Annotated in this window: 19 protein-coding genes; 6 read left to right on the forward strand and 13 right to left on the reverse strand. The window is 64.6% G+C overall.

From position 1 onward, the window contains the following. Positions 1-702: 702 nt before the first annotated feature. From ACTXG5_RS05625 to ACTXG5_RS05640, 4 genes are all read right to left on the reverse strand, one after another. Entirely contained in the window at positions 703-1,440 is a 738-nt protein-coding gene (locus ACTXG5_RS05625) for a TetR family transcriptional regulator (RefSeq protein ID WP_445162751.1), read from the reverse strand. A gap of 176 nt (positions 1,441-1,616) precedes the next feature. After that, positions 1,617-3,143 (reverse strand): SulP family inorganic anion transporter, encoded by a 1,527-nt coding sequence (locus tag ACTXG5_RS05630; protein WP_445162752.1) that lies wholly within the window; start codon positions 3,141-3,143, stop codon positions 1,617-1,619. Between the two features lie 309 nt (positions 3,144-3,452). Beyond that, the gene (locus ACTXG5_RS05635; protein WP_445164275.1) at positions 3,453-4,781 is read right to left on the reverse strand and encodes a sensor histidine kinase; all 1,329 of its coding nucleotides are present in this window, start codon (positions 4,779-4,781) and stop codon (positions 3,453-3,455) included. A gap of 197 nt (positions 4,782-4,978) precedes the next feature. After that, positions 4,979-5,866: a fructose bisphosphate aldolase gene (locus ACTXG5_RS05640; protein ID WP_445164276.1), complete on the reverse strand. Its 888-nt coding sequence runs from the start codon at positions 5,864-5,866 to the stop codon at positions 4,979-4,981. A 169-nt stretch (positions 5,867-6,035) separates the two neighbouring features. Between ACTXG5_RS05640 and ACTXG5_RS05645 the strand changes: the two genes are divergently transcribed. The 4 genes from ACTXG5_RS05645 to ACTXG5_RS05660 all read left to right on the forward strand — a co-directional run bounded on the left by ACTXG5_RS05645 (position 6,036) and on the right by ACTXG5_RS05660 (position 9,677). Continuing rightward, entirely contained in the window at positions 6,036-6,647 is a 612-nt protein-coding gene (locus ACTXG5_RS05645; protein ID WP_445162753.1) for a TetR/AcrR family transcriptional regulator, read from the forward strand. A gap of 27 nt (positions 6,648-6,674) precedes the next feature. Continuing rightward, positions 6,675-7,886: an acyl-CoA dehydrogenase family protein gene (locus ACTXG5_RS05650; protein ID WP_445162754.1), complete on the forward strand. Its 1,212-nt coding sequence runs from the start codon at positions 6,675-6,677 to the stop codon at positions 7,884-7,886. Between the two features lie 10 nt (positions 7,887-7,896). Then, the gene (locus tag ACTXG5_RS05655) at positions 7,897-8,316 is read left to right on the forward strand and encodes a hypothetical protein (RefSeq protein ID WP_445162755.1); all 420 of its coding nucleotides are present in this window, start codon (positions 7,897-7,899) and stop codon (positions 8,314-8,316) included. Positions 8,317-8,456: 140 nt separating this feature from the next. Then, positions 8,457-9,677, forward strand: a complete 1,221-nt coding sequence (locus tag ACTXG5_RS05660) for an MFS transporter (RefSeq protein WP_445162756.1) — start codon at positions 8,457-8,459, stop codon at positions 9,675-9,677. On the opposite strand, the gene ACTXG5_RS05665 is transcribed toward ACTXG5_RS05660, so the two are convergent. The 4 genes from ACTXG5_RS05665 to ACTXG5_RS05680 all read right to left on the reverse strand — a co-directional run bounded on the left by ACTXG5_RS05665 (position 9,610) and on the right by ACTXG5_RS05680 (position 14,777). Next, on the reverse strand, positions 9,610-10,737 hold the full coding sequence (locus ACTXG5_RS05665; protein WP_445162757.1) for an LLM class flavin-dependent oxidoreductase: 1,128 nt from the start codon (positions 10,735-10,737) through the stop codon (positions 9,610-9,612). The genes ACTXG5_RS05660 and ACTXG5_RS05665 overlap by 68 nt on opposite strands. 13 nt (positions 10,738-10,750) lie before the next feature. After that, positions 10,751-12,145, reverse strand: coding sequence for an NtaA/DmoA family FMN-dependent monooxygenase (locus ACTXG5_RS05670; protein ID WP_445162758.1), 1,395 nt, complete (start codon positions 12,143-12,145; stop codon positions 10,751-10,753). A 24-nt stretch (positions 12,146-12,169) separates the two neighbouring features. Next, positions 12,170-13,375, reverse strand: coding sequence for an LLM class flavin-dependent oxidoreductase (locus ACTXG5_RS05675; protein WP_445162759.1), 1,206 nt, complete (start codon positions 13,373-13,375; stop codon positions 12,170-12,172). Positions 13,376-13,688: 313 nt separating this feature from the next. Then, entirely contained in the window at positions 13,689-14,777 is a 1,089-nt protein-coding gene (locus ACTXG5_RS05680) for an LLM class flavin-dependent oxidoreductase (RefSeq protein ID WP_445162760.1), read from the reverse strand. Positions 14,778-14,958: 181 nt separating this feature from the next. Here ACTXG5_RS05680 and ACTXG5_RS05685 point away from each other — a divergent pair, with 181 nt between their 5' ends. Next, a complete protein-coding gene (locus ACTXG5_RS05685) occupies positions 14,959-16,176 on the forward strand; it encodes a GNAT family N-acetyltransferase (RefSeq protein WP_445162761.1) in 1,218 nt (405 codons plus the stop codon). 7 nt (positions 16,177-16,183) lie between these two features. On the opposite strand, the gene ACTXG5_RS05690 is transcribed toward ACTXG5_RS05685, so the two are convergent. Beyond that, positions 16,184-16,996, reverse strand: a complete 813-nt coding sequence (locus ACTXG5_RS05690) for an adenylate/guanylate cyclase domain-containing protein (protein WP_445162762.1) — start codon at positions 16,994-16,996, stop codon at positions 16,184-16,186. A 57-nt stretch (positions 16,997-17,053) separates the two neighbouring features. Next, positions 17,054-17,995, reverse strand: coding sequence for an alpha/beta fold hydrolase (locus tag ACTXG5_RS05695; protein WP_445162763.1), 942 nt, complete (start codon positions 17,993-17,995; stop codon positions 17,054-17,056). 110 nt (positions 17,996-18,105) lie between these two features. Here ACTXG5_RS05695 and ACTXG5_RS05700 point away from each other — a divergent pair, with 110 nt between their 5' ends. Then, positions 18,106-18,756 (forward strand): DUF998 domain-containing protein, encoded by a 651-nt coding sequence (locus ACTXG5_RS05700; protein ID WP_445162764.1) that lies wholly within the window; start codon positions 18,106-18,108, stop codon positions 18,754-18,756. Here the strand turns inward: ACTXG5_RS05700 and ACTXG5_RS05705 are convergent. The 3 genes from ACTXG5_RS05705 to ACTXG5_RS05715 form a co-directional block, all read right to left on the reverse strand. After that, positions 18,753-19,454: an ABC transporter permease gene (locus ACTXG5_RS05705; RefSeq protein ID WP_445164277.1), complete on the reverse strand. Its 702-nt coding sequence runs from the start codon at positions 19,452-19,454 to the stop codon at positions 18,753-18,755. The genes ACTXG5_RS05700 and ACTXG5_RS05705 overlap by 4 nt on opposite strands. A 71-nt stretch (positions 19,455-19,525) precedes the next feature. Beyond that, positions 19,526-20,491, reverse strand: a complete 966-nt coding sequence (locus ACTXG5_RS05710; RefSeq protein WP_445162765.1) for an aliphatic sulfonate ABC transporter substrate-binding protein — start codon at positions 20,489-20,491, stop codon at positions 19,526-19,528. Beyond that, positions 20,488-21,270, reverse strand: coding sequence for an ABC transporter ATP-binding protein (locus tag ACTXG5_RS05715; RefSeq protein WP_445164278.1), 783 nt, complete (start codon positions 21,268-21,270; stop codon positions 20,488-20,490). The genes ACTXG5_RS05710 and ACTXG5_RS05715 overlap by 4 nt, the downstream gene beginning before the upstream one ends. Positions 21,271-21,337 lie beyond the last annotated feature (67 nt).

Genomic DNA, 21,337 nt, shown 5'->3' on the forward strand with positions numbered 1-21,337 from the left:
GCTGGAAACTTCATATCGTGCCCGTTGGGCATGAAGCCCATGCGGTACTGGTCGACGGTTGCAAAACAGGACCTTGGCGCCCACCGGCCGTGGCTGTGTGAGATCTGCTGCGGGGCCGTGATGCCGCGTCCTAATAACTGTCGATGGTTGCGGCTGGTTTCGGCCGCCAGCGCCGCGGCCGCCATGACAAATCATCTTCAAGAGCCCCTCGCGACATGCGACGTTCACAGTGAATGTGACATCTCAAGTGAATCTAATTGGCCGGACGGCAGCTCGCAACTCTAGGGCCGACAACCCGGTCAAGACAGACTGCTATGGCCAGCTCGATTGGCCGCGGGACCGGTTGATCGGCCTTTCGTCGTGGTCGTTCACCCGAGAATCCCTAGCAAGCCCCGTCCCAAATCATGTGGCGGCGACCACGTCTGCCCATGCTGTCAACTCGGGCCGCCACGGCCTAGCCGTGTGGGCCAATGCGTCCAAAGCCGCCCCGAGGCTCATCGGTGATGCCGCATTGACAGAAACCATCACATCGGCGTTCTAGTCACACGCCACCTGCCCCAATGGTGGTTCAACCCAACAACATAATCACGATCACGACAAACACTCACGGTGCATGCAGTCGCTGAGCCGCGTGGCGGTTCGGCGCCGTTGGATTTCGAGGTGCCGTGGGAGCTGCTGCACGGTGGTTGATTCTCAGGTTGGTCAGCACGTCGGTCGCTGAAGACGCGCCATGACACGGCCTCGGCGGGTCACGTCGAATGTTTGGCCGGCCGCTGCACGCTCGAGGTAAGTGCTGGTTGTGGCGTGCAGTTGGCCGCTGCCCACGCGGATCGGTGCGCGCGTGGGACTGCTGGCGGGTGCTGTGTGGTAACTACGCAGGAGCATCTCGATGACAGCCATCGCTTCTTGGCGCGCTGAAGCTGGCCTGGCGGATTGTGCGATAGCAAAGGAGAGTTCGGTCAGTGTGCCACGCATGGTGGCCACGAGCATGGTGGAGGCGCGATCGCCGGTTCCGGTAGGGGTCAGCATCGCAGCGAATTGTTGCGTCAGGTCGGCGTAGCAGCCGGTGTCGAGTTCTCGCCAGCGCGCCCATCCGATGGCGGCGGGACCTTCTTGGAGTACCACCATCTGGTACGGGGGCTCGGTGCATGCATCCAGGAACGCGCCGATACCAGCGCGGATTCGTTCCCAAGGTTCGTGCTCGTTGCGGATGGCTTCAACTGCTCGCAGGTAGACGTCCTGCTGGAGGCCTTCGAAGACCGCCATGAACAAGCCCAGCTTGCTGCCGAAATGATGCTGCAGGGCCCCCCGGGTAACGCCGGCACGATCGCAGATTTGCACGCCACTGACATCGGAATACGGGTGCTGAGAAAAGATCTCGTGTCCGGCTGCCAAGATCTCGGACCGAGTGGCCTCGGCGTTGTGGTCGCGCCGGCTCATAACGGCTACCCTTCCCCTCCGTGCGGCGTGCACTACGAATGCTACATTCACGGCGCGTTCCTTTGCACCGGCATGAGTGCGCCTTTCTGGCGCCTCTTGTGGAGCAGGGCATCCACCCAGGTCGGTGGTATCGGGCCTCCTCACGTGTAGCTCAAGTTAGATACCCTAAGGTGGCGCTAGGCCGGCTCCGGAACGGGTTGAACCGGCGTCGGGCGGCCCACTTCCACCGCTCCATGGATCTGAACCGATCCGCCGGTCGCGTGGTGTTGCTGCTGCCAGTCGCTAATGGCCTGGTGCGCAGCGTGATCCAGGTAGCTGACCAGTAGATGGACGGTGACCGTGGTCCGTTCGGGAACGGACGCCAAGACCCGAGTCAACCGGGGTAAGGCCAGGAAGGTGCATGCCCCCTCGTCGACGACCCACCATTCGTCGCCTGCGGGCTTGGCCTCGATCGTGGTGCGAATCACCCGCCACCCGGTCAGTGCGATAGCGAGAACGAGTCCGATCATCACCCCGTGCAGCAGATTGAGAAAGACGACGGCGACGACGGTCACCAGGTAGATCGCCAAATCCCCCGTCTTCGACGCCGTTTCAATGTGAGCCGGCTGCAGTAGTTGTATTCCGATGACAATGAGCAGACCGGCCAATGCCGCGGTCGGGATCAGCTCCACCAGTTCCGCGAACGGTAGCGCGAACAGCAGGATCCAAAAGCCGTGCATGACGGTCGAGGCTCGGGTTTTCGCGCCCGCGTTGACGTTGGCCGCGCTTCGGACGATGACGCCGGCGATGGGAAGGCCGCCGATTGCCCCGGACACGATGTTGGAGGCACCCTGTCCGATCAGCTCGCGATTGAAGTCGGTCCGTGGACCGTGGTGCATCCTGTCGAGCGATACCGCCGTCAGCAGGCTCTGCACGCTGGTGATGAGGGTCACGGTGATGACGCCGATGACGACGGCGCCCCAATTCCCTTCCGGAATTGCCGGCAGTTGCAACGCTTCCAGCACCGATCCGTCCAGCTCGATCCGGGATACGCGGAACGGAAAGACCAGCGAGACAATCGTCACCACCACGATCGCGACGAGCGGACCGGGAACAGCTGCTACCTTCGCGGGTGCCCAACGCCAGGCGATCAGGATACCGATCACGAGCAGCCCCAACAGAACTCCGGGCCGGTGTGCGTTCACAATTTGTTCGGGCAGCTCAATGACGTTGCGCCAGGCCGTGCTTTTGGACTCTCCGCCCAGCAAGACATGGAATTGCTGAAGCGCGATGGTGATGCCGATTCCAGCCAGCATCGCGTGCACAACGACGGGTGAGATCGCCAGGGCGGCGCGGGCAACCCGGCTGAATCCCAAGAGAACTTGCATGATCCCTGCACAAACGGTGATGAAACATGTGACCATCCAACCGAATTCACTGATCAGATCGGCCACCACGACAGTCAGGCCGGCCGCGGGGCCACTCACCTGCAGTGGCGAACCACCAATGGCTCCGCCCACGATTCCACCGACGATGGCGGCGATCAGACCTGCGAGCACGGGCGCGTCGGATGCGATTGCGATTCCCAGCGATAACGGAAGAGCAACAAGAAAGACCACCAGCGACGAGGACAAGTCGTGCCGGATCACCGGTCGCAGCCGGTCCTTCAGTGATACGGATCCGTGCTCGACAGCTTGCCCTTCGGGCTGTTCGATGCATTGCATCGGTACCTCCCTCGTTGGATTTGCGCGGGGGACGTTTCGCTGCCCGCCCCGTCCTGCGATAGGTAACCTTGACGTAACGGACTGGTACACAGGCGATTACGTTATTCACCAACTCCATTGTTCGGCTGGGAACGCCTGGCTTCTGTTCGAAGGTATGTGCGCTATCGGCGCGGGTCAACCGGACGAGCCGGGCGCATATGGAATGCAAATTTTTTGGTTGCGCGGTAATGAATTTGTAATGGCCCCGTGGTGAAAGACGCCGTTTCGGCTAAATCTTTTGGCCTACCGCATATTTCGGATGTGATCGGTTCACGCCGGGCCGCGACCGTCACCCGCCAGATTCAAAAGAAGTCGCGACCCGCCCAGCGCGCTGGCGTGCAGGGATGCGTTCCCGCCGTGCAATTCGGCCTGTTGGGCGACGAGCGCCAGTCCCAACCCGGAACCCGAACGCGATGCTGTCGACCCGCGGGAAAAGCGTTCGAAGACCGCCGTGCGTTCCTCCTCGGGAACGCCGGTGCCGTCGTCGTCGATCGCAATTTCCACGCCTTCGCTGGAACTGCTCACGTTGAGTTTGATCGTGGAGGCGCCGCCGTGTTTGACGGCATTCGCAATGGCGTTGTCGATCACCAGCCGCAGACCCGTGGGCAAACCCACCATCAGTACGGTGGGCGACGGCACCAGCGATACCTCCACGTCGGGGTAGATGCGAAGCGCGTCATGTGCGGCACGATCCAAGAGTTCGGTGATGTCGAACGGGACGAAGTCGTCCACGGTGGTCAGCTCGCCCTGCGCCAGTCTCTCGAGTGCCGTCAGGGTTGCTTCGATGCGGCTCTGAGTACGTATGACGTCGCCGATGACTTCCTGGCGCTGCTCGGCGCCCAACTCCAGGGTGGACAGCACCTCCAGGTTGGTGCGCATGGCGGTCAGCGGGGTGCGGAGTTCGTGCGAGGCGACCGCGGCGAAGTCACGAGCCGACTCGAGTGCTGCCCTGGTGCGCTGTTGCTCGTTGCCGATGCGGTCCAGCATCTGCTCGACCGCTTCGGCGATCTCGACGGCCTCACGCACGCCGCGGACCTGAACCTCGTCGGGACTGGACTGGGCGTTGATGGCACGGGCTTGACGAGCCAGCAACACGAAGGGGTTGACCATGATCAGCGAGATCACCCACCCGACCAGGAATGTGCCGAAGATGACCCCGGCGCAGATCAACAGCACCCGCAGGTGCAGCTCGTTGATCCGATGTTGAGCCTCAGCCAGCGGCGCGGCGAGCGCAATCGAAACCGGACCCGCCGAAAAGGTGCGGACACGGTATTGCACGCCGTTGATGGTGGTGTTCGCATACCCGTTCGCGAGTTTGGGCAAGACGATGTTGCTGGGCACCGACACCGTTACGTCGCCGATGCGTGCGGTGCGTACCAGGTTCCCGTCGGGCGTGGGCCGATCGGGGTTGATCTGCTGCGGGCTGTTGATCAGCGAGTTGATATCGCCCAGGCTGCTGACCGAATCCAGGCGGCGATCGAGCTGGCTGTATTGATCGTTGGTGACACCGACCCACACCCAGACACCCAGCGTGACGACGAGGGCGATCACCCCCAATTGCGCGACGATGACGATGGTGCGCAACGACAACACACGCATCGGCAGCCGGATTTTTCTCAACGCGCGAATGTTGGGCTCCCTTACTGAGCTACTGCAGGTTTGCGACCATCATGGCCTAATTTTCGTTTACCGGATCGCTCAACCGTGTTACGCCAATAGCGTGTTGGGATGCTGGCAGCGCCTGTTCGAAATGAAACACTACGCGGTGCAACGACTCTCATCGCCGCACCATGCGGCTACGTCACCGAGGCCGCGTAGATCTCATCAATATTGGATCCGAGCTTCGCGTCGAATTCGGCATCGGTCTGCTGGACGGTCAGGCCCTCGGTCAAGGCCCGCGAGAAGCTCGCGATCAGGCGGTGATTGCGGGTCAGGATCGCGCAACTCTCGGTGAGGCTGTAGCCCCCGGACAAGGCGACCACCCGCATTACCCGGGGATGGTCGATCAGCGAGGCATAGAGGTTGTCTTCGTCGGGCAACGTCAGCTTGAGCATGACCTGCCTGTCGTCCGGGAGCTCGTCGAGTTTCGTGCGCAGCGCCGACACCAGCAGGCTGTCCGCCTTGATTTTGTCGGGACTTTTGATGCTGACCTCGGGCTCGATGATCGGCATCAGTCCGCGGCCGGCGATTTTGTCGGCGTAGTCAAATTGCTGGTCGACGATGGCCTTGATGCCCTCCTCGTTGGGCTCTTGGATAAACGAGCGCATCTTGGTGCCGAAAATGCCCTGGTGGACGGCCCGCTCCAACAGGGGGTCGAGCTTCGTCATGGGCTTCATGAGCTGCACGCCATTTTCGACATCGCTCAGCCCCTGATCGACCTTCACGAACGGCACGATGTGCTTTTGCTTCCACAGAAACGCCGCGGAGTCCTCGCCATCGATGGTTCGATCCATGGTTTGTTCGAACAGGATCGTCGCGATCACCTTGTCGCCGGTAAAGGTCGCGCTCGATATCAACCGGGCGCGCATCTGGTGGATGAGGTCGAACATCTGCTCATCACCTTCGTATGCGTCCTCCTCAATCCCGTAAAGCTTCAAGGCTTTTGGCGTGCTGCCGCCGCTCTGGTCCAGCGCGGCGATAAAGCCGCGCCCCGACGCCATCGCGCTGCGTTGCTCTTGGTTCACTGCGGTCCTTCCATCGTTGCTTGATCCGGGCGCGCGGGCCCGGTGCTGGGAACGTCCGACCCCCGGGTTCCAGCATTGTGCAACGCCACCCCTTCCGGCTACCACTCCCGGCCCGGCCGGCTGCCAGGGCGCGTTTGCCATCCGGACGGTGAGTGAGTACTCTCTCACCATGTCCGACTCGGGACGCGATCGACTGCTGGCGGCGGCACTGCGGCTTTTCGCCGCCAAGGGCTACTCGGCGACATCGGTGGCCGATATCCAGCGGGCATCGGGTCTTGCTCCGGGATCGGGAGCGTTGTACAAGCACTTCGCCTCCAAGCGCGAGCTGCTGGAGGCGGCGGTTACCCACCGGATCGACAGCATCGTCGCCGCGCGGGAAGAGTTCGACGCCGGGCAGCCGGGCAGCGTGGAGCAGGCGGTGCGTACCGCAGGCCAACTGATCTGGAGCAACCTGAACCAGAGCGAGGATTTGCTCAAGGTCATGCTGCGCGAGCCCGAAGAGCTCGGTGATCTCGACGAGAAAACCTGGCAGGTCATCACCGACAACGCCTATCAGCGGTTCGCCGACGAGCTGGCCTCATCCAATCGCTCTGGCCGCACCAGCATTCCCGATCCCGAGGCGGCCGCGGCCGTGGCGATCGCCTCTCTCTCCTACGCGGCGACGCTGCAGGCGCTGTCCGGCCGCTTGCCGGGCAATGTCGATGAAGACCGCTACTTCGAAGCTTGGGTCGACCAGACGGTCAGCGTCCTCGCCCAGCACACCACTCACAGAAATCGCTGAGCATCAACCTATTTCAGGAGCCGAACCGTGACTTTCTCACTGCAACTGAGTGACGACGTGATCGAGGTGCGCGATTGGGTGCACAAGTTTTCGGCAGACGTCATCCGCCCGGCCGCGGCCGAATGGGATGAACGCGAGGAAACCCCGTGGCCGGTGATCCAAGAGGCCGCGAAGGTGGGTCTGTACTCCCCTGACTTCTTCGCGCAGCAGGCCGGCGAACCGACCGGGCTGGGCATGCTCACCGCGTTCGAGGAGATGTTCTGGGGCGACGCCGGGATAGCGCTGTCCATCATGGGCACCGGGCTGGCCGCGGCGGCGTTGGCGGGCAACGGAACTCCCGAACAACTCGGCCGCTGGCTACCCGAGATGTTCGGCACGCCCGATGACCCCAAGCTCGGTGCGTTCTGCTCCTCGGAGCCCGATGCTGGGTCGGACGTCGGCGCCATCCGCACTCGCGCGCGCTGGGACGAGGCGACCCGGGAGTGGGTGATCAACGGCACCAAGACCTGGGCCACCAACGGCGGTATCGCCAACGTCCACATCGTGGTGGCCTCGGTCTATCCCGAACTCGGCACCCGCGGCCAGGCTAGTTTCGTCATCCCGCCCGACACCAAAGGATTCGCCCAAGGGCAGAAGTTCAAAAAGCACGGTATCCGCGCGTCGCACACGGCCGAAGTGGTGCTCGACAACGTCCGGCTGCCCGAGGACGTGATTCTCGGCGGCCGGGAGAAGTTCGAAGCGCGGATCGCCCGGGCCAAATCCGGAGCTTCGTCCGGCGGGCAGGCGGCGATGAAGACTTTCGAGCGCACCCGGCCCACCGTCGGCGCGATGGCCGTCGGCGTGGCCCGGGCCGCCTACGAGTACGCGCTCGACTACGCCTGCCAGCGTGAGCAATTCGGACGCAAGATCGGCGAATTCCAGGCCGTCGCGTTCAAGCTGGCCGACATGAAGAGCCGGATCGACGCCGCACGCCTGCTGGTGTGGCGCGCGGGCTGGATGGCACGCAATAACCAGAACTTCGACTCGGCAGAGGGTTCGATGGCCAAGCTGGTGGCCAGCGAGGCCGCGGTCTATGTCACCGACGAGGCCATCCAGATCCTGGGCGGCAACGGCTATACCCGCGACTATCCCGTGGAGCGGATGCACCGGGACGCGAAAATCTTCACCATCTTCGAGGGAACCAGCGAGATCCAGCGCCTGGTGATCTCGAGGGCGCTGACCGGCCTACCTATCCGTTAGGTTTGGCGTCATGAAACGTGCAGTCGTCGCGGCAATCGGATTCGTCGTCGTCGGCAGCTGCATGGGGATGCCCCAGGCCGCCGCGGATAACCCGGCCTGTACGGCGTCGATGTGCGCTTTCTTGTCCCCGTCACGCAACATCAGCTGCGAGATCAACTACCAGCGTGACCCCGGCATATCCGACTCAGCCTATTGCCAGACCAACTCGCCGCCCCAGTCCGTACACCTGTCCAAGGGTGGCGTCGTCAGCAGCTGCACGGGCATTTCCTGTGTCGGCAATGCCGGGGAGGGCACGCCGACCCTTGCTTACGACCAAACCGCCGGCGTCGGTCCATTCAGCTGCACATCGAAGTCCGACGGAATTACCTGCACTGTTTCCCCGGGCCACGGGTTCACGATCTCCGACGCGGGGATCACGCCGATCGGCTGACCTTGTGCGACGTCCCGCATTCACGCGAGTCCGCGCTTCGCTTTCTGTCCCATTCCCGCACTAAACAGTCCTGGCCTGAACACCGCACACCGCCTGCTCCGTAGTCTTTGAGAAGGTACTTTCGTCGGAAGGGCCACATCATGCCCCGCGCGGTGTCGACCAGGGTCGGGCTTTATTTCGGATTGCTGCAGCTGGTCTTTGGGCTGACTTGGGTGGGGTACGTCATCTATCTGCCGCAGCTTGCGGCGCGTGCCGGGATCAGCCCCGGCGTGGTCGGATGGCTTCTGGTGTTCGATCAAATCATCTTCGCGCTGTGCGACTGGGCGGCCGGCGTCGCCGTCGACCGCGTGGCGCGGGTCGTTGGGCGAGTGGGCAAGATCGTCGCGGCAGCGACGGTGGTCTCGACGCTGGCGTTCCTGCTTCTGCCGTTCGTATCGCGTTCTAGCGCTGATGTATTCGTCGCGGTGATTGTCGTCTGGGCGATCACTTCCTCCGCCTTGCGCGCGCCTCCGCTGGCACTTCTCGGCCGCTACACACCTGTCGGCCGGCAACCGTGGGTCTCCTCACTGTTCGTGGTCGGAGTGGGCCTCGCGACCGCGAACAGTGGGGAGACCCCGTTTCTCAGCGGGCGGATCGCGGCATACGACCCGCGAATCTTCTTCTGCGCATCGGCTGTCTCCGTTCTCGCGGTGACCTTGTCGATCGTCTGGGCCGAAAAGACACTCACCCGGGATGCCCAGCCCGAGAAACCCGCGCCCACCGAGATTCGAATCAGCATCCTCCTCGTGTTCCTCGCGGCGGTTCTCTTGGCGCAATTAGGATTTCAGGTGCACTCCGCAGTCAATGCACAGCGGCTCTTCGCCAAATACGCTCGCCCGGGCGAAGTTCCGGCCCTGTTGTCGGTGTTCTGGATCGGATTCGTGCTGTTGACACCATTGGCGTCGTTGCTGGCGAAACGTTTCGGCGGCATCGTCTCCATGATGTTAGGGGCATTGGTAGCCGCCGGATCGGCCTGGGCCGCAGCGCAAGCCACCGACGTGGTGTCGCTCGGCATCGCGCAATTCATCTGCGGCGCGGCCTGGGGTTGCGTGATGGTGAGCGCGGTCGTTGCGGCCTTCGCGATCGGCCGCCACGGCAGCCAGGGCACCGTGGTCGGCGCGCTCTTCTCGGTGATTGCGGTGGCAACCATGGCGCGGATCGCGCTGGTGACCGCTCACGGTGATCAGGTTCCTGCGGTCGCCGCCGCGTTGCCCTGGTTGCCCACCGTGGCATGGCTGGCAGCGGCGATGCTCCTTATCGGCGTGCCCACTCTTCGGCGAGCAGCTGGTACGAGCGCACTCGGTCGTGATGGTCGTGCGTAATCGTGGTCACGATCAGTTCGTCGGCCTCGGTGGCATCGCGCAATCGCTCCAGCTGGTCGGCGACTTGGGCTGCTGATCCGACGAATTGGGTTTCCACCCGGTCGACGACGAGTTCGCGATCGGCGGCCGTCCAGGTGTGGGCGTGTGCTTCGTTCGGGGTCGGAAACGGAATCGCGCCCGCACCGTTTCGGATGCTCTTTACCCAGGGCCCGTAGCCCGCAGCGAGCTCGCGAGCGGTGGCCTCGTCGTCGGCGACGACGACATCCGCGGACACCGCGACGTAGGGCGAGTCGAGCTCTGCCGAGGGCCGAAACGCCGCCCGGTAACCATCAGCCGCCTCCAGGACGGAGGCGGGGGCGACGTGGTAGTTGGCCGCGAACCGCAGTCCCCGACGCCCGGCGACCACTGCGCTCTCTCCCCCGCTGCTGCCCAGAATCCACACCTGCAGGTCTGCACCGCCGCCGGGGTCGACGTGCGCCTCTTGGCCGTCGGCGGAGTAAGTGTCGGCGATCAGCGCAAGAATGTCATCGACCTGCTCGGTGTAGTTTTGCGACTGCGCTCCGGGCAGTTGCAGCAATGCCTTGTGCAGCGCGAAGCGCGGCGATTTCAGCAGCGGTGTCAGGTCGAACTGCGGCGGTATCAACAACCCTTTGGCTGCGCGTCCGTCGGCCGATCTTCGCGATGCCGAGGCGGCCGGAGCCGGGGACGCCGGCCCGCGCGGCTTACCGCCCGAGCGCCCCAAACCGAGGTCAAATCGCCCGGGGTGCAACGCATCCAGCAGGCCGAATTCCTCCACGGTGGCCAGCGCGGTGCGATGCCCCATCTGCACCGCACCCGACCCAAGTCGGATCGTCGTGGTTTCGGCAGCGGTCAAAGCCAGCAGCACCGCGGGGGACGTACCGGCGACCCCGGGATTGAGGTGGTGTTCGGCGAACCAGTACCGCGTGTAGCCCAGACTTTCGGCGTGCTGGGCGAGATCGATGCTGTTGCGCAATGCTTGGGTCGCGGTCGATCCCGACGAGATCGGGACCAGATCGAGCACCCCCAAGGCAGTCGTCATCGCGCGCAAGGCTTCACGATGCCACCCCGGTCGAGGCACTCCGGCCGCCGGACCGCCGCGGCGTCGGCAGCTTCGCGAGACCGAGGTGCTCGCGCAGCGTCGTGCCGGTGTAGTCGGCGCGGAACACGCCACGCTCCTGAAGCAGCGGCACGACCCGATCGACGAACGGATCGAGTCCACCGGGTGTGATGTGCGGGACGAGGATAAACCCGTCGCTGGCGTCCGCCTGGACGAAATCATTGATCGTCGCGGCGACAGTCTGAGGCGATCCGATAAAGGACTGGCGGCCAGTGACCTCGACGATCAGTTCTCGGCTGCTCAGGTTCTCCGCCTCGGCCTTGGCCCGCCAGTCATTGGCGATCGCAATTGGGTCCCGGAACATCCGAACGCTGGCCCGGCCACGCGAGATGGTGTTCTCCCCCACGACGGGGTCCACCGTGGGCAGCGGCCCATCGGGGTCATGGTCGGACAGGTCTCGGTTCCAGAGTTGCTCGAGGAATTTGATCGCAGTTTGCGGGGATACCTGCGCCAGCCGTACCTCGTACCCGATGTCGGCGGCCTCGGCATCGGTGTCGCCGATCACGAACGTCGCGGCCGGCAGAATGAGGAGCTCGTCGCGACCGCGCCCGTAGCGGACAAGCCGGCCCTTGACGTCTTCGTAAAACGCTTGCCCGGCCCCCAGGGTGCTGTGCCTGGAGAAGATCGCATCGGCGCCAGCCGCGGCGAAGTCGCGACCCTCCTCGGAATCGCCGGCCTGGAATACCACCGGGCGGCCCTGTGGGCTTCGCGGAACGTTGAATCGACCGTGGATGTCGAAATGGGCATCCCGGTGGGCAAATGCCCCGGCGTCCGGATCGGAAAGAAAAACACCGGTCTTCTTGTCCGCCACGATTTCGTCACCGCGCCAGGAGTCGAACAACTCCTGGCTCGTCTGCAGAAAGGTCTTTGCCCGCTCGTAGCGCTGGTCCTCTGCCAGGAATCCCCCACGCCGAAAGTTCTCACCGGTGAAGGCATCCCACGAGGTGACGACGTTCCAAGCGGCACGGCCGCCGGAGAGATGGTCCAAAGACGCGAACTGCCGAGCCACCTCGTAGGGCTCGTTGAAGGTGGAGTTGATGGTTCCGGTCAGCCCAAGTCGGTCGGTTACCGCGGCAAGTGCGGCCAGGATGGTGAACGTGTCGGGGCGACCCACCACATCGAGGTCGTAAATCTGCCCGTTCTGTTCGCGAAGGCGTAGGCCCTCGGCGAGGAACAGGAAGTCGAACTTGCCCCGCTCGGCGCTCTGTGCGAATTGTGCAAACGAGCTGAATTCGATGTGGCTGCCGGCCGCCGGATCGCTCCATACCGTGGTGTTGTTGACGCCCGGAAAATGCGCCGCCAAGTGAATCTGCTTTATCGGCTTACTCATTGGAAAGTCCTCGGTGTCGATGCGTCAGGCGATCGCGTAGCGGTTGGCGGGGCGGGGCAAGCCGAGCAACCCGCGCAGCGTCTCGGCTTCATACCCGGCGCGGAAGACGCCCCGGCGCCGCAGCTCGGGCACCAAGTGCTGGGTGATCTGGACCAGGTCATGGGGCAGCGTGGCCGGACGTAGCCGGAAACCGGATAGCCCCGCGGCGTGCCACTCCTGCAGCAGGTCCGCCAGCCGCGCCGGAGTCCCGACGAAAACTTCAGCGTCGCTGAGGTATTCGGCTCCAGCAAGATCGTCGAGCCGGTGTCGTCGTGCGCGTGCCGCCGCAGGAGTGCGATCGAGGAACACCACCAAGTCACCGAAGATGTGCAGCGTGTCCTGGCTTCTACCGACGGCGCGTTGCAGCGTCCCGATCTCGGCCGTGATGTCTGCGGCCTGCGCGGCATCGCGGGGGGTGACGAATCCGACGTCGACGCTTTCGGCGATGAGCTGATGGGAGACCCCACCGTGACCCAGGGCCGCGACAATCGGCTGGCCCTGCGGTGGTCGCGGCGTGATCGAAGGCCCTTTGACGGAGAACCAGCGTCCGTCAAAGTCGATGTAGTGCAGCTTGTCCCGGTCGATGAACCGGCCGGTAGCGACATCGCGAACCTCAGCATCGTCCTCCCAGCTGTCCCACAGCCGGCGCAGCACTTCGACGTAATCCGATGTCTCGGTGAAGTATTCGCCGACCTGCTGCTGCACCGACGGGTCGTTGAGCGTGTTGACCGAGACGAAGGGCAGATCGCGGCGCCCGAAATGCGCTGCCACATCGTGGCGTGCCGAGATCTGCACCCGGACTCCGGCTCGTCCCGAGCTGACATAGTCAAGGGTAGCGATCGACTTTGACACATGGAATGGCTCGGTGTGGGTGACAATTGCTGTTGGCACCAGACCAATTGCCTTGGTGCGCGGCGCGATCCGGGCGGCTATGAGCACCGCGTCCAGTACGCCCCGGACGCGATCGACGCGGTCGTCCGCCTCGAGGTGGTCGTCGGACTGCAACGTCAGCGAATCCTCGATCGTCACGAAGTCCAGCGCGCCACGTTCGGCTTCAGCGACCAGATCGGCCCAGTAGCCCGCGCCAAACAACTCGTCCGGACGCGCGTCGTCCGCACGCCATGCCGCGGGATGCCAGCCGGCACCATCCAACGCCACCGCAAGGTGAATGAAGTTCGACGAATCAGACATCAGCAAGACCACTTTCGTAATTGACGCCGGGCCCCGGGCGACGACAACCGATGGAGGCCGGTTCCCGCTAACGCGGGGAGTCGCCGATCAGGCGGGAAAAGCCGCCGCGCACGAATGTGGTGCCGGCGGCTGACAACACTGTGCTGACCGCATTGTCGACTCCCGTCCTGCTCGCACACCTTGCAATGCCGATGCTAGTTACGCCGATCGGATGGCGCCGCGCGACCACATCGCGGCCTACGCGCTTCGCACCGTCCGATATGCAGCGGCGCTGCTTAAATCACTGCGAGTTAAAACTCAGCGTCGAGCGGCATTATTCCGTCTTGGCCAGCAGGGGCAGTACGCCTTCGGCGAACCAGTACGCCTCTTCGAGATGCGGGTAACCGGACAGGATGAACTCGTCGAAACCTAGCGAATGGTATTCGGTGATCAGATTCGCGACTTCCTGGTGGCTACCGACCAGCGCGGTCCCGGCCCCACCTCGGACCAAGCCCACCCCGGCCCACAGATTGGGGTAGATCTCGAGCTTGTCGACCCGGCCGCCGTGCAATGCGGTCATCCGCCGTTGTCCCTCGGATTCCGAACTGGCATGCTGCGCCGTGGCTTTGGCGATCTGCTCGTCGCTGAGTTCGGCCAGCATCTCGCTGGCGACGGCCCAGGCCGCGGCCGAGGTGTCACGGGTGATGGTGTGCAGCCGAATCCCGGCCCGGACCTTCCTGCCCCGCGCGGCGGCCTCGGCCCGCACCTTCTCGATCTTGGCGGCGGCTGCTTGCGGCGGCTCGCCCCAGGTGAGGTAGACGTCCGCGTACTCGGCCGCGATCGGCAGCGCCGGGCCCGATGAACCGCCGAAGTAGATCTCCGGCAACGGATTCGGCGGTGCGGACACTCGGGCATCTTCAACGGTGTAGTACTTTCCGTTGAAATTCACCGAGTCCTGCGTCCACACCGATGTCACGATCTGCAGGAACTCAGCAGTGCGGCCGTAACGCTCGTCGTGACTGAGGAAATCGCCGAAACGACGTTGCTCGGCGTCATCGCTGCCACTCACGACGTTGAGCAACACCCTGCCTTCGGAGAACCGCTGCAACGTTGCGGTCTGCTGTGCGGCCAGGGTGGGTGGTACCAGCCCGGGCCGGAATGCGACCAGGAACTTGAGTTTTTCCGTCTCGGCCAGCAGCGCGGCCGAGGTCAGCCACGCGTCTTCGCACCAGGTACCCGTCGGGGTCAGCACGCCCTCGAAGCCCAGCCGGTCGGCGGCGCGTGCCACCTCGGCCAGATAGCGCCGGCTTGGCGCGCGATACCCGTTCGGGATATCGCGGTTCGACGAGGCGTGCGAGCCGCCGACGATCGAGCGGCTGTCGCCGGTGGTGGGCAGAAACCAGAAGAATCTTGGAGCGGCCATCCGAGCCGACGCTAGGGTCCCGCCGAGCGCCACGCAAGTTGCGTTCTGGCCGGATTTAACTCGCCCCACCCGGGACCGTGTGGAGTATTTTTGCCTGGCGTGCCGCGCGAGGCTCGGCCGCGATGGGCGGGGCAACTGAGGCGCCTGGGCCGTCGGTGCGGGCACCAGACATGATGGCCTGATGACCACCGAGATCCGGGTTCTCGACAGCGAAGACGACCTCATCGCCGCGGCGAACGTGTTTCGCACCGCGATGGTGGGCATTCCGCCGCTGCCGGATCTGCCCCCCGGCCAGATCACCACGCTGCTCGATCCCGGCCGCACGATCGGCGCATTCGTCGGAGGGCAACTCGCAGGCACCACCGACGCGGCGACGAGCACGCTGACCCTTCCCGGCGGAGCGATCGTGAACCACGCCGCCGTCACGCACATCGGGGTGCTCCCGTCGTTCACTCGAAAAGGCATCGCCACCGACCTGGTACGTCATCAGTTGCGGGACAGCGCGGCGCGCGGTGAGGTCCTCGCGTCCTTGCGCGCATCAGAGGCCACGATCTATGAGCGGTACGGCTACGGCGTGGCGAGTTCATTCCAGAGTGTGGAGGTTCAGACCGCCCGTGCGGCGCTTCGTCCCGATGTCGGTGCCGGCGGCCCGGTGCGACTAGTGGACGCCGCCGAAGCATGGGAGATCCTGCCCCGCGTCTATGACGCCAATCGTCCGTCTCGGCCGGGAACCATCGACCGCCCCGCGGTGTGGTGGCAGGGCGTGCGGCTGCGCACCGAAGCATCGTCGGGGGCTTGGTATGTCGCGGTGCACGGCGAGCCGGGCTCCGAGTCGGGGTTCGCCCGCTACCGCCCGATTGACACCGACAAGTGGTTTGTCAGTGACCAGCGCACCATTGTGGTCGAGGATTTCTTCGCGCCTACTACGGAGGCCTATCTTGGGCTGCTGCGTTTCCTGCTCGGGCTGGATCTTGTTGACCGCGTGATGTTTTGGATGCTCCCGCTCGACGATCCGCTGCCCTGGCTGCTCGTCGACCGCCGAGCCTTACGGGTCACCGCGACACACGACGAGACGTGGCTACGCATCATCGATGCCCGCAGCGCGCTCACCGCGCGGCAATACGTCGGCGACGGCTCGGTCACCGTCGCTGTCAATGATCCACTCCTGCCGAACAATTCAGCTACATTTGCCATCACGGGCGACGGTGTCGAAGCGACCAAGCAGCGAGCCCAACTACACGTGGGAGTTGAGGGGCTGGGCGCTGTGCTGCTCGACGGCGTCACCTGGCGAAGTCTCGCCGTAGCCGGCCTGGCCCACGCAGACGAGCCCGCGGCGCTGGTCGTGGCCGATCGACTGTTCGCGGTGCCCGACGCACCATACGCGGGGGTCTTCTTCTAGCCTGGGGTCACTCGGACACCTTGACGGGGTACAGGTTATGGCTGCCCTGTAGGCCTTTGAGTTCGACCTCCACCGGTGCGCAGAGCTCGATGTCGGGCAGGCCGTCGATCGCGGCGCGCACCGTTTCGCTGATGAGGATCTCACCGCCGTCGGCTTGTCCCGTGACTCGCGCCGCCATTGCGACGTTGCGCCCGAAAAGGTCATCACCGCGCCTGACCGACGTCCCCAGATGGATGCCGATCCGGACCCGGATTCCCTCCCTCTCATCAGCGTTGTCGAGCAGGGCCCGTTGTACATCGACGCCGCAGCGCACGGCCTGGCCGGCATCGGCGAACGCCATCATGAATCCGTCGCCTTGATTCTTGATGACGTGGCCGCCGCGATCCTCGACATGCTTGTGAATGAGCTTGTTATGCCGCTCCAGCACCTTCATCCATCCGCGGTCGCCCAGGGCCTCGTTCTGTGCGGTGGAATTCTCGATGTCGGAGAACGCGATCACGACATCGCCGTCGGCGGTGAGCCTGGCGAGATCGGGACGCTCGACCTGAGCCCAGCCCGCGAGATCCTCGACCGAGTTTCGTACCGTGGCGCCGATGCCTTTGCTGATCAGCGAATCAGCCGTCTTGAAAGCGGTCCTGATCGCAAACGGCGCGACGCCGGGGCGGCGCCGGCGACGCCGGTTGCCCTGACTACGGATGCGCTCGAGAGCGCTACGAGCCCCTTTGATCTGCCGCCGCGACACGATGAGCAGAACGCCGAGCGCGATGAGGCCGGCGAGTTCGACCAGCGCGAGCGCCGCAAGCAGCACCGTCAGACTCATTGCTCGTTCCCCGCTGCGGGAGGCGCGGTCATTGGCCGAGTATGCCGCAGCGGCGTATCAGCGCTGCGGGACAGACCTCTGCGTCGCCAGAGCTACCGCGGCCACCACCAGGTCGGGTTGGTGGATCTGAATGAAGTGATCGCTGCCTGTCGCGACGATGTGCGGCGTTTGCGGTCGCAGCGCGACAAGATCGGCGGCGGCCTCCCGCCACGCCTGTTCCAATTTCGCGCCCTGCTCGGATGGCACCGTCGGGGGAATCACAAAGGGTTCGGTCCTGGTCAGCACGACGGTGGGGATGGGCGGGAACGGCGGAGCGGCGGCGACCTGAGTGAGGCTGTTCTCGATGTCGATCTCCTCGAACGACGGCGCATCGGTGAACTGCGGCAGCGGTTCATCCAACGCCTGCCGGTAAGCGGGCCAGTCGGATCCCAACAGGCTCGGTATCTCAACGCCGAAGGCGTCGACGAATACCACCGCGCGCACCTGGTCGGGGTAGCTCTGCGCGTACAGCCGGGCGAATAACCCGCCCAGCGAGTGCCCGACCAGAATGTACGGGCCCGGAAGATGCGCGGCGGCAAGTAACGCGTGCAGGTCGCCGACGACGTCCCGCGCGGTGCGCGGCATCGCGGCCGGTGAACTGCGGTCGCTGAGAGTGGGCGGGTCGGAATAGCGCAACGTGCCGGGCCGGTCGTAGGCGCAGACGCGATGGGTGCCGGCCAGGGCGGGCAGCACGGCGGGGCCTACCGCCGGCGCGGCGGCTTCGGACTGGTTCCACGGATCCGACGAGTTGTGATAGCCGGATTCCAAAATGACTGTCGGGCTACCCTTTCCGCTGCATTCGAGGTAGAGGTGTCGTCCGTTGCCGATGTCAATCGGTCCGCGAAAATCGCCCGACGAACCCGATCCCGGCGTTGGGCGGCCGCCGTGTGTATCGGCGCAGCCCGCCAGCACGAGCACCAGGACGGCGGTCGACAGAAAGACTTTGCAAACTGGACGCATCGCGTTCATTGTGCGGGTACACAACACGCCCGCGTCGGACCGCCCGCGGCGTTGCGCGAAACCCTTCGTCCCGTCGACCGCTTCAGTAGGGTCGGCGTATCAACGGGAGGTTGACCACCTTGGCTACCGGACGTGGCGCCACGCCCTGGGTCGTGGCGGCCGTCGGGTACCTGCTGCTCGAGGCGATTGCCGCCGCAGGTTTTGCACCTGCGTACAGCTATACGCGTAACTACATCAGCGATCTCGGGGTTGACGCCGGTCAGCTGGTGCACGGCCGGACGTTCAACTCCCCGCGGTCTTACTTGATCCACATCGCGTTCTATCTGCAGGGCATTCTGTTCTTCCTGGGCGCATGGCTCATCGTGGGTATCCCCGAACGCCTAAGGGCCCAAGTCTTTTTGGGATTGATCACCGCGAACTCGATCGGCAACATCGTGATCGGAACGGTGCACAGCGGGAGCCTGCATCGCGCCGGTGCCGCGCTGGCGATTGTCGGAGGCAACACCGCGATTCTGGCGGGATCCGCAGTCGTCGCGACCGTTGGCGGCTGGCGCTGGTATCGCCGCATCTCCAATCTCCTGGCAACTCTTGGCTTGCTGAGTCTGCTGATGTTGATCATCAACTCGGCAACATCAAGGGCCAACCTGCTGCCCGACGGGGCGTGGGAGCGCGGAAGCGTGTACTCAATCATCTTGTGGCAGTTGCTTACCGCCGCCTGCGTGCTGGTCATTCGGCGCCAAGCCGCGCCAGACGCCGGCTAGCTGCGCTGCCGAACCATCCGTTGCTCGACAGCGCCCAAAACTGCGTCGCTGAGTTTGCCCAGGGCGGCCAGCAGGACGATAGCCAGCAGCATCACGTCGGTGCGGCCGGTGTTCTGGCTGTCGAGGAGGAGAAAACCCAGACCCTTCGATGAGGCGATCAACTCGGCCGCGACCACGAACAGCCAGGCGTTCGCCAGTCCTAATCGAAGCCCATTCACCAACTCCGGGGCGGCGGCGGGCAACATCACCGTCGTCAACAGCGAGGCGCCGTGTCGACCGTAGGCCCGGCCCACTTCCAACAGCTGCGGGTCAACGTGTGAGAGCGCCGACGCCGTTGTCGTGTAGACCGGAAAGAACGCGCCGATGGCGACCATCAGGATCTTCGGGGTCTCGTCGATGCCAAACCATAAGAGCAGCAACGGCACCCACGCCAAGGACGGCACGGTGCGAAAGGCGGCGACCGTCGGCGCCAGCAATCGGCGCACGCCAACCGATAGCCCGATGAGTGAACCGAGTGTGAGCCCAGCGGCCGCGCCGACCAGGTAGCCGACGAGAACTCGAGAACCGCTCGCCTGCAAGTGAGTCCATAGTTGGCCGCGCCGAACCAGCTCGCCCAGCGCGGACACCACATCGGCGGGAGGTGGGAGCTGGCTGGGCGAGAAGAACCCCGCGCCCGCCGTGGCAAGCTGCCAGATCACCAGCAGCAGCGCTGGGACGATCAGCCCCACAAGTACGAACGGTAACTTCGCGAGCCGCCCGGGCCGGGACGTCAGTGCGCTTGTTGGATGTACTTTGGCTCGATCAGCGTGCTCAGCGCGTTGCGGCCGGCGTCGTCGGATTTGATATCGGAATCGGCCACCGCGATCGGCTCCACTCGGGTCAGCACCGCCCGCTGAGCGTCCCCCGGCACCGGATCGATGTCCACCAATGTCCGGCTCAGTTCCTCCTGGGCCACGCTCAGCGCGATGTTCGCCTGCGAGGCCAGCAACGCTGCCAGTTGATCGGGATGCGCCTTCGCCCATTTCCGGGCCTCCTCATAGCTGTCGACCACGGCTTGGACGGCCTCGGGGTGGTCGGCAATGAAATCCTCCCGAGCATCCACAAAGCCATAGGAATTGAAACTCGGGTTGCGGTAGATGAAACGGGAGCCCGACTGCTGGATCGTCTGCGCGATGAACGGGTCCAGCCCGGACCAGGCGTCGACGTTGCCGCGTTCCAAGGCGGTCTTACCGTCGGCGTGCTGCAAATTGACGATCTCGATATCGCTGGGCGAAAGCCCGGCTGTCGCAAGCGATTGCAACAGGAAGAAGTACGGGTCGGTGCCCTTGGTGACCGCGACCTTCTTGCCTTTCAGGTCGGCCACCGAGTTGATCGGCGAGTCCTTGGTGACCAGCAGCGCCGTCCACTCGCCCCCGGCGAACAAATCGACGGCCTTGATCGGCGACCCATTGGCCCGCGCGACCAATGCGGCCGAGCCGGCGGTAGAGCCGACGTCCAGCGCCTTGGATCGCAGGCCCTCGTTGGCCTTGTTGCTTCCCGCCGAAAGAACCCACGTCACGTTGTAACCACGGTTTTCCAGCAGGTGTTGATCGCGCACCACCAGGCTCAGCGGGCTGTAGTACGCGTAATCCAGATGAATGTCCTTCGCGGCCGTATTGCCGGCGTTCGAACCGCAGCCGGCAACCGCGATCACGCTGGCAATCACCGCAATTGAGGTGAGATATCGACCCTTCATGCTGTGGCCTCCTCGTCGATAGCAGCCCGCAGGTTCGTGCCGCTGCGTCGGGGCACGCCGAGCTCGTCCAGCAATTGATCCCGCAGCACGGTGATACGCGGGTCACCGCGGTCACGGGGTTTGAGGATTGCGATGTCGTGCGTCGCGGCGATACGGGCGCCGCCCGTTGCATCAGCGCGCAGGATCAGCACTCGGTCGGCGAGGATCGTCGCCTCGTCCACGTCGTGGGTCACCAACACCGTTGTCGTGCCGGCCTCTTGCTGTACGGCATCAAGTAAGTCCTGCATCCGCAGTCGGGTCAGTGCATCGAGGGCGGCCAGCGGCTCGTCGAGTAAGAGGACGCGCGGGCGCCGTGCCAGGGCACGCGCGAGGCCCGCGCGCTGGGCCATACCACCGGACACGTGCCGCGGATAGTGGTCGCCGAACTCGCGCAACCCGACCACATCGAGCCAGTGCTGCACTGCGGCAGAGCCTTTCGCCCGTGCCGTGCCGGGCGCCAAGCCATACTCCACGTTTGCCGTCAGCGATCGCCAGGGCAACAGGCGGGGCTCCTGGAACACCACCGCACAGCGCGGGTCGATTCCGCGAACGGCTACGCCGTCGATCTCGATCCGTCCACCGGTAGGGCTGTCGAGGCCCGCGATGAGCCGCAACAGTGTCGACTTGCCGCTGCCCGACGACCCGAGCAACGCGACCACCTCGCCCGGCTCGATCTCGATGTCGACCTCGTGGAGCACGGTGTGCGCTCCGAATGTGCGGTCGACGCCACGAAGAGACACCCGTGCCGGCGCCGGGTTGGTCGACATCACCCGCGAAGCCTAGGAATCGCGATGGCCGACCACCAGG

Source organism: Mycobacterium sp. Dal123C01 (assembly GCF_052566995.1).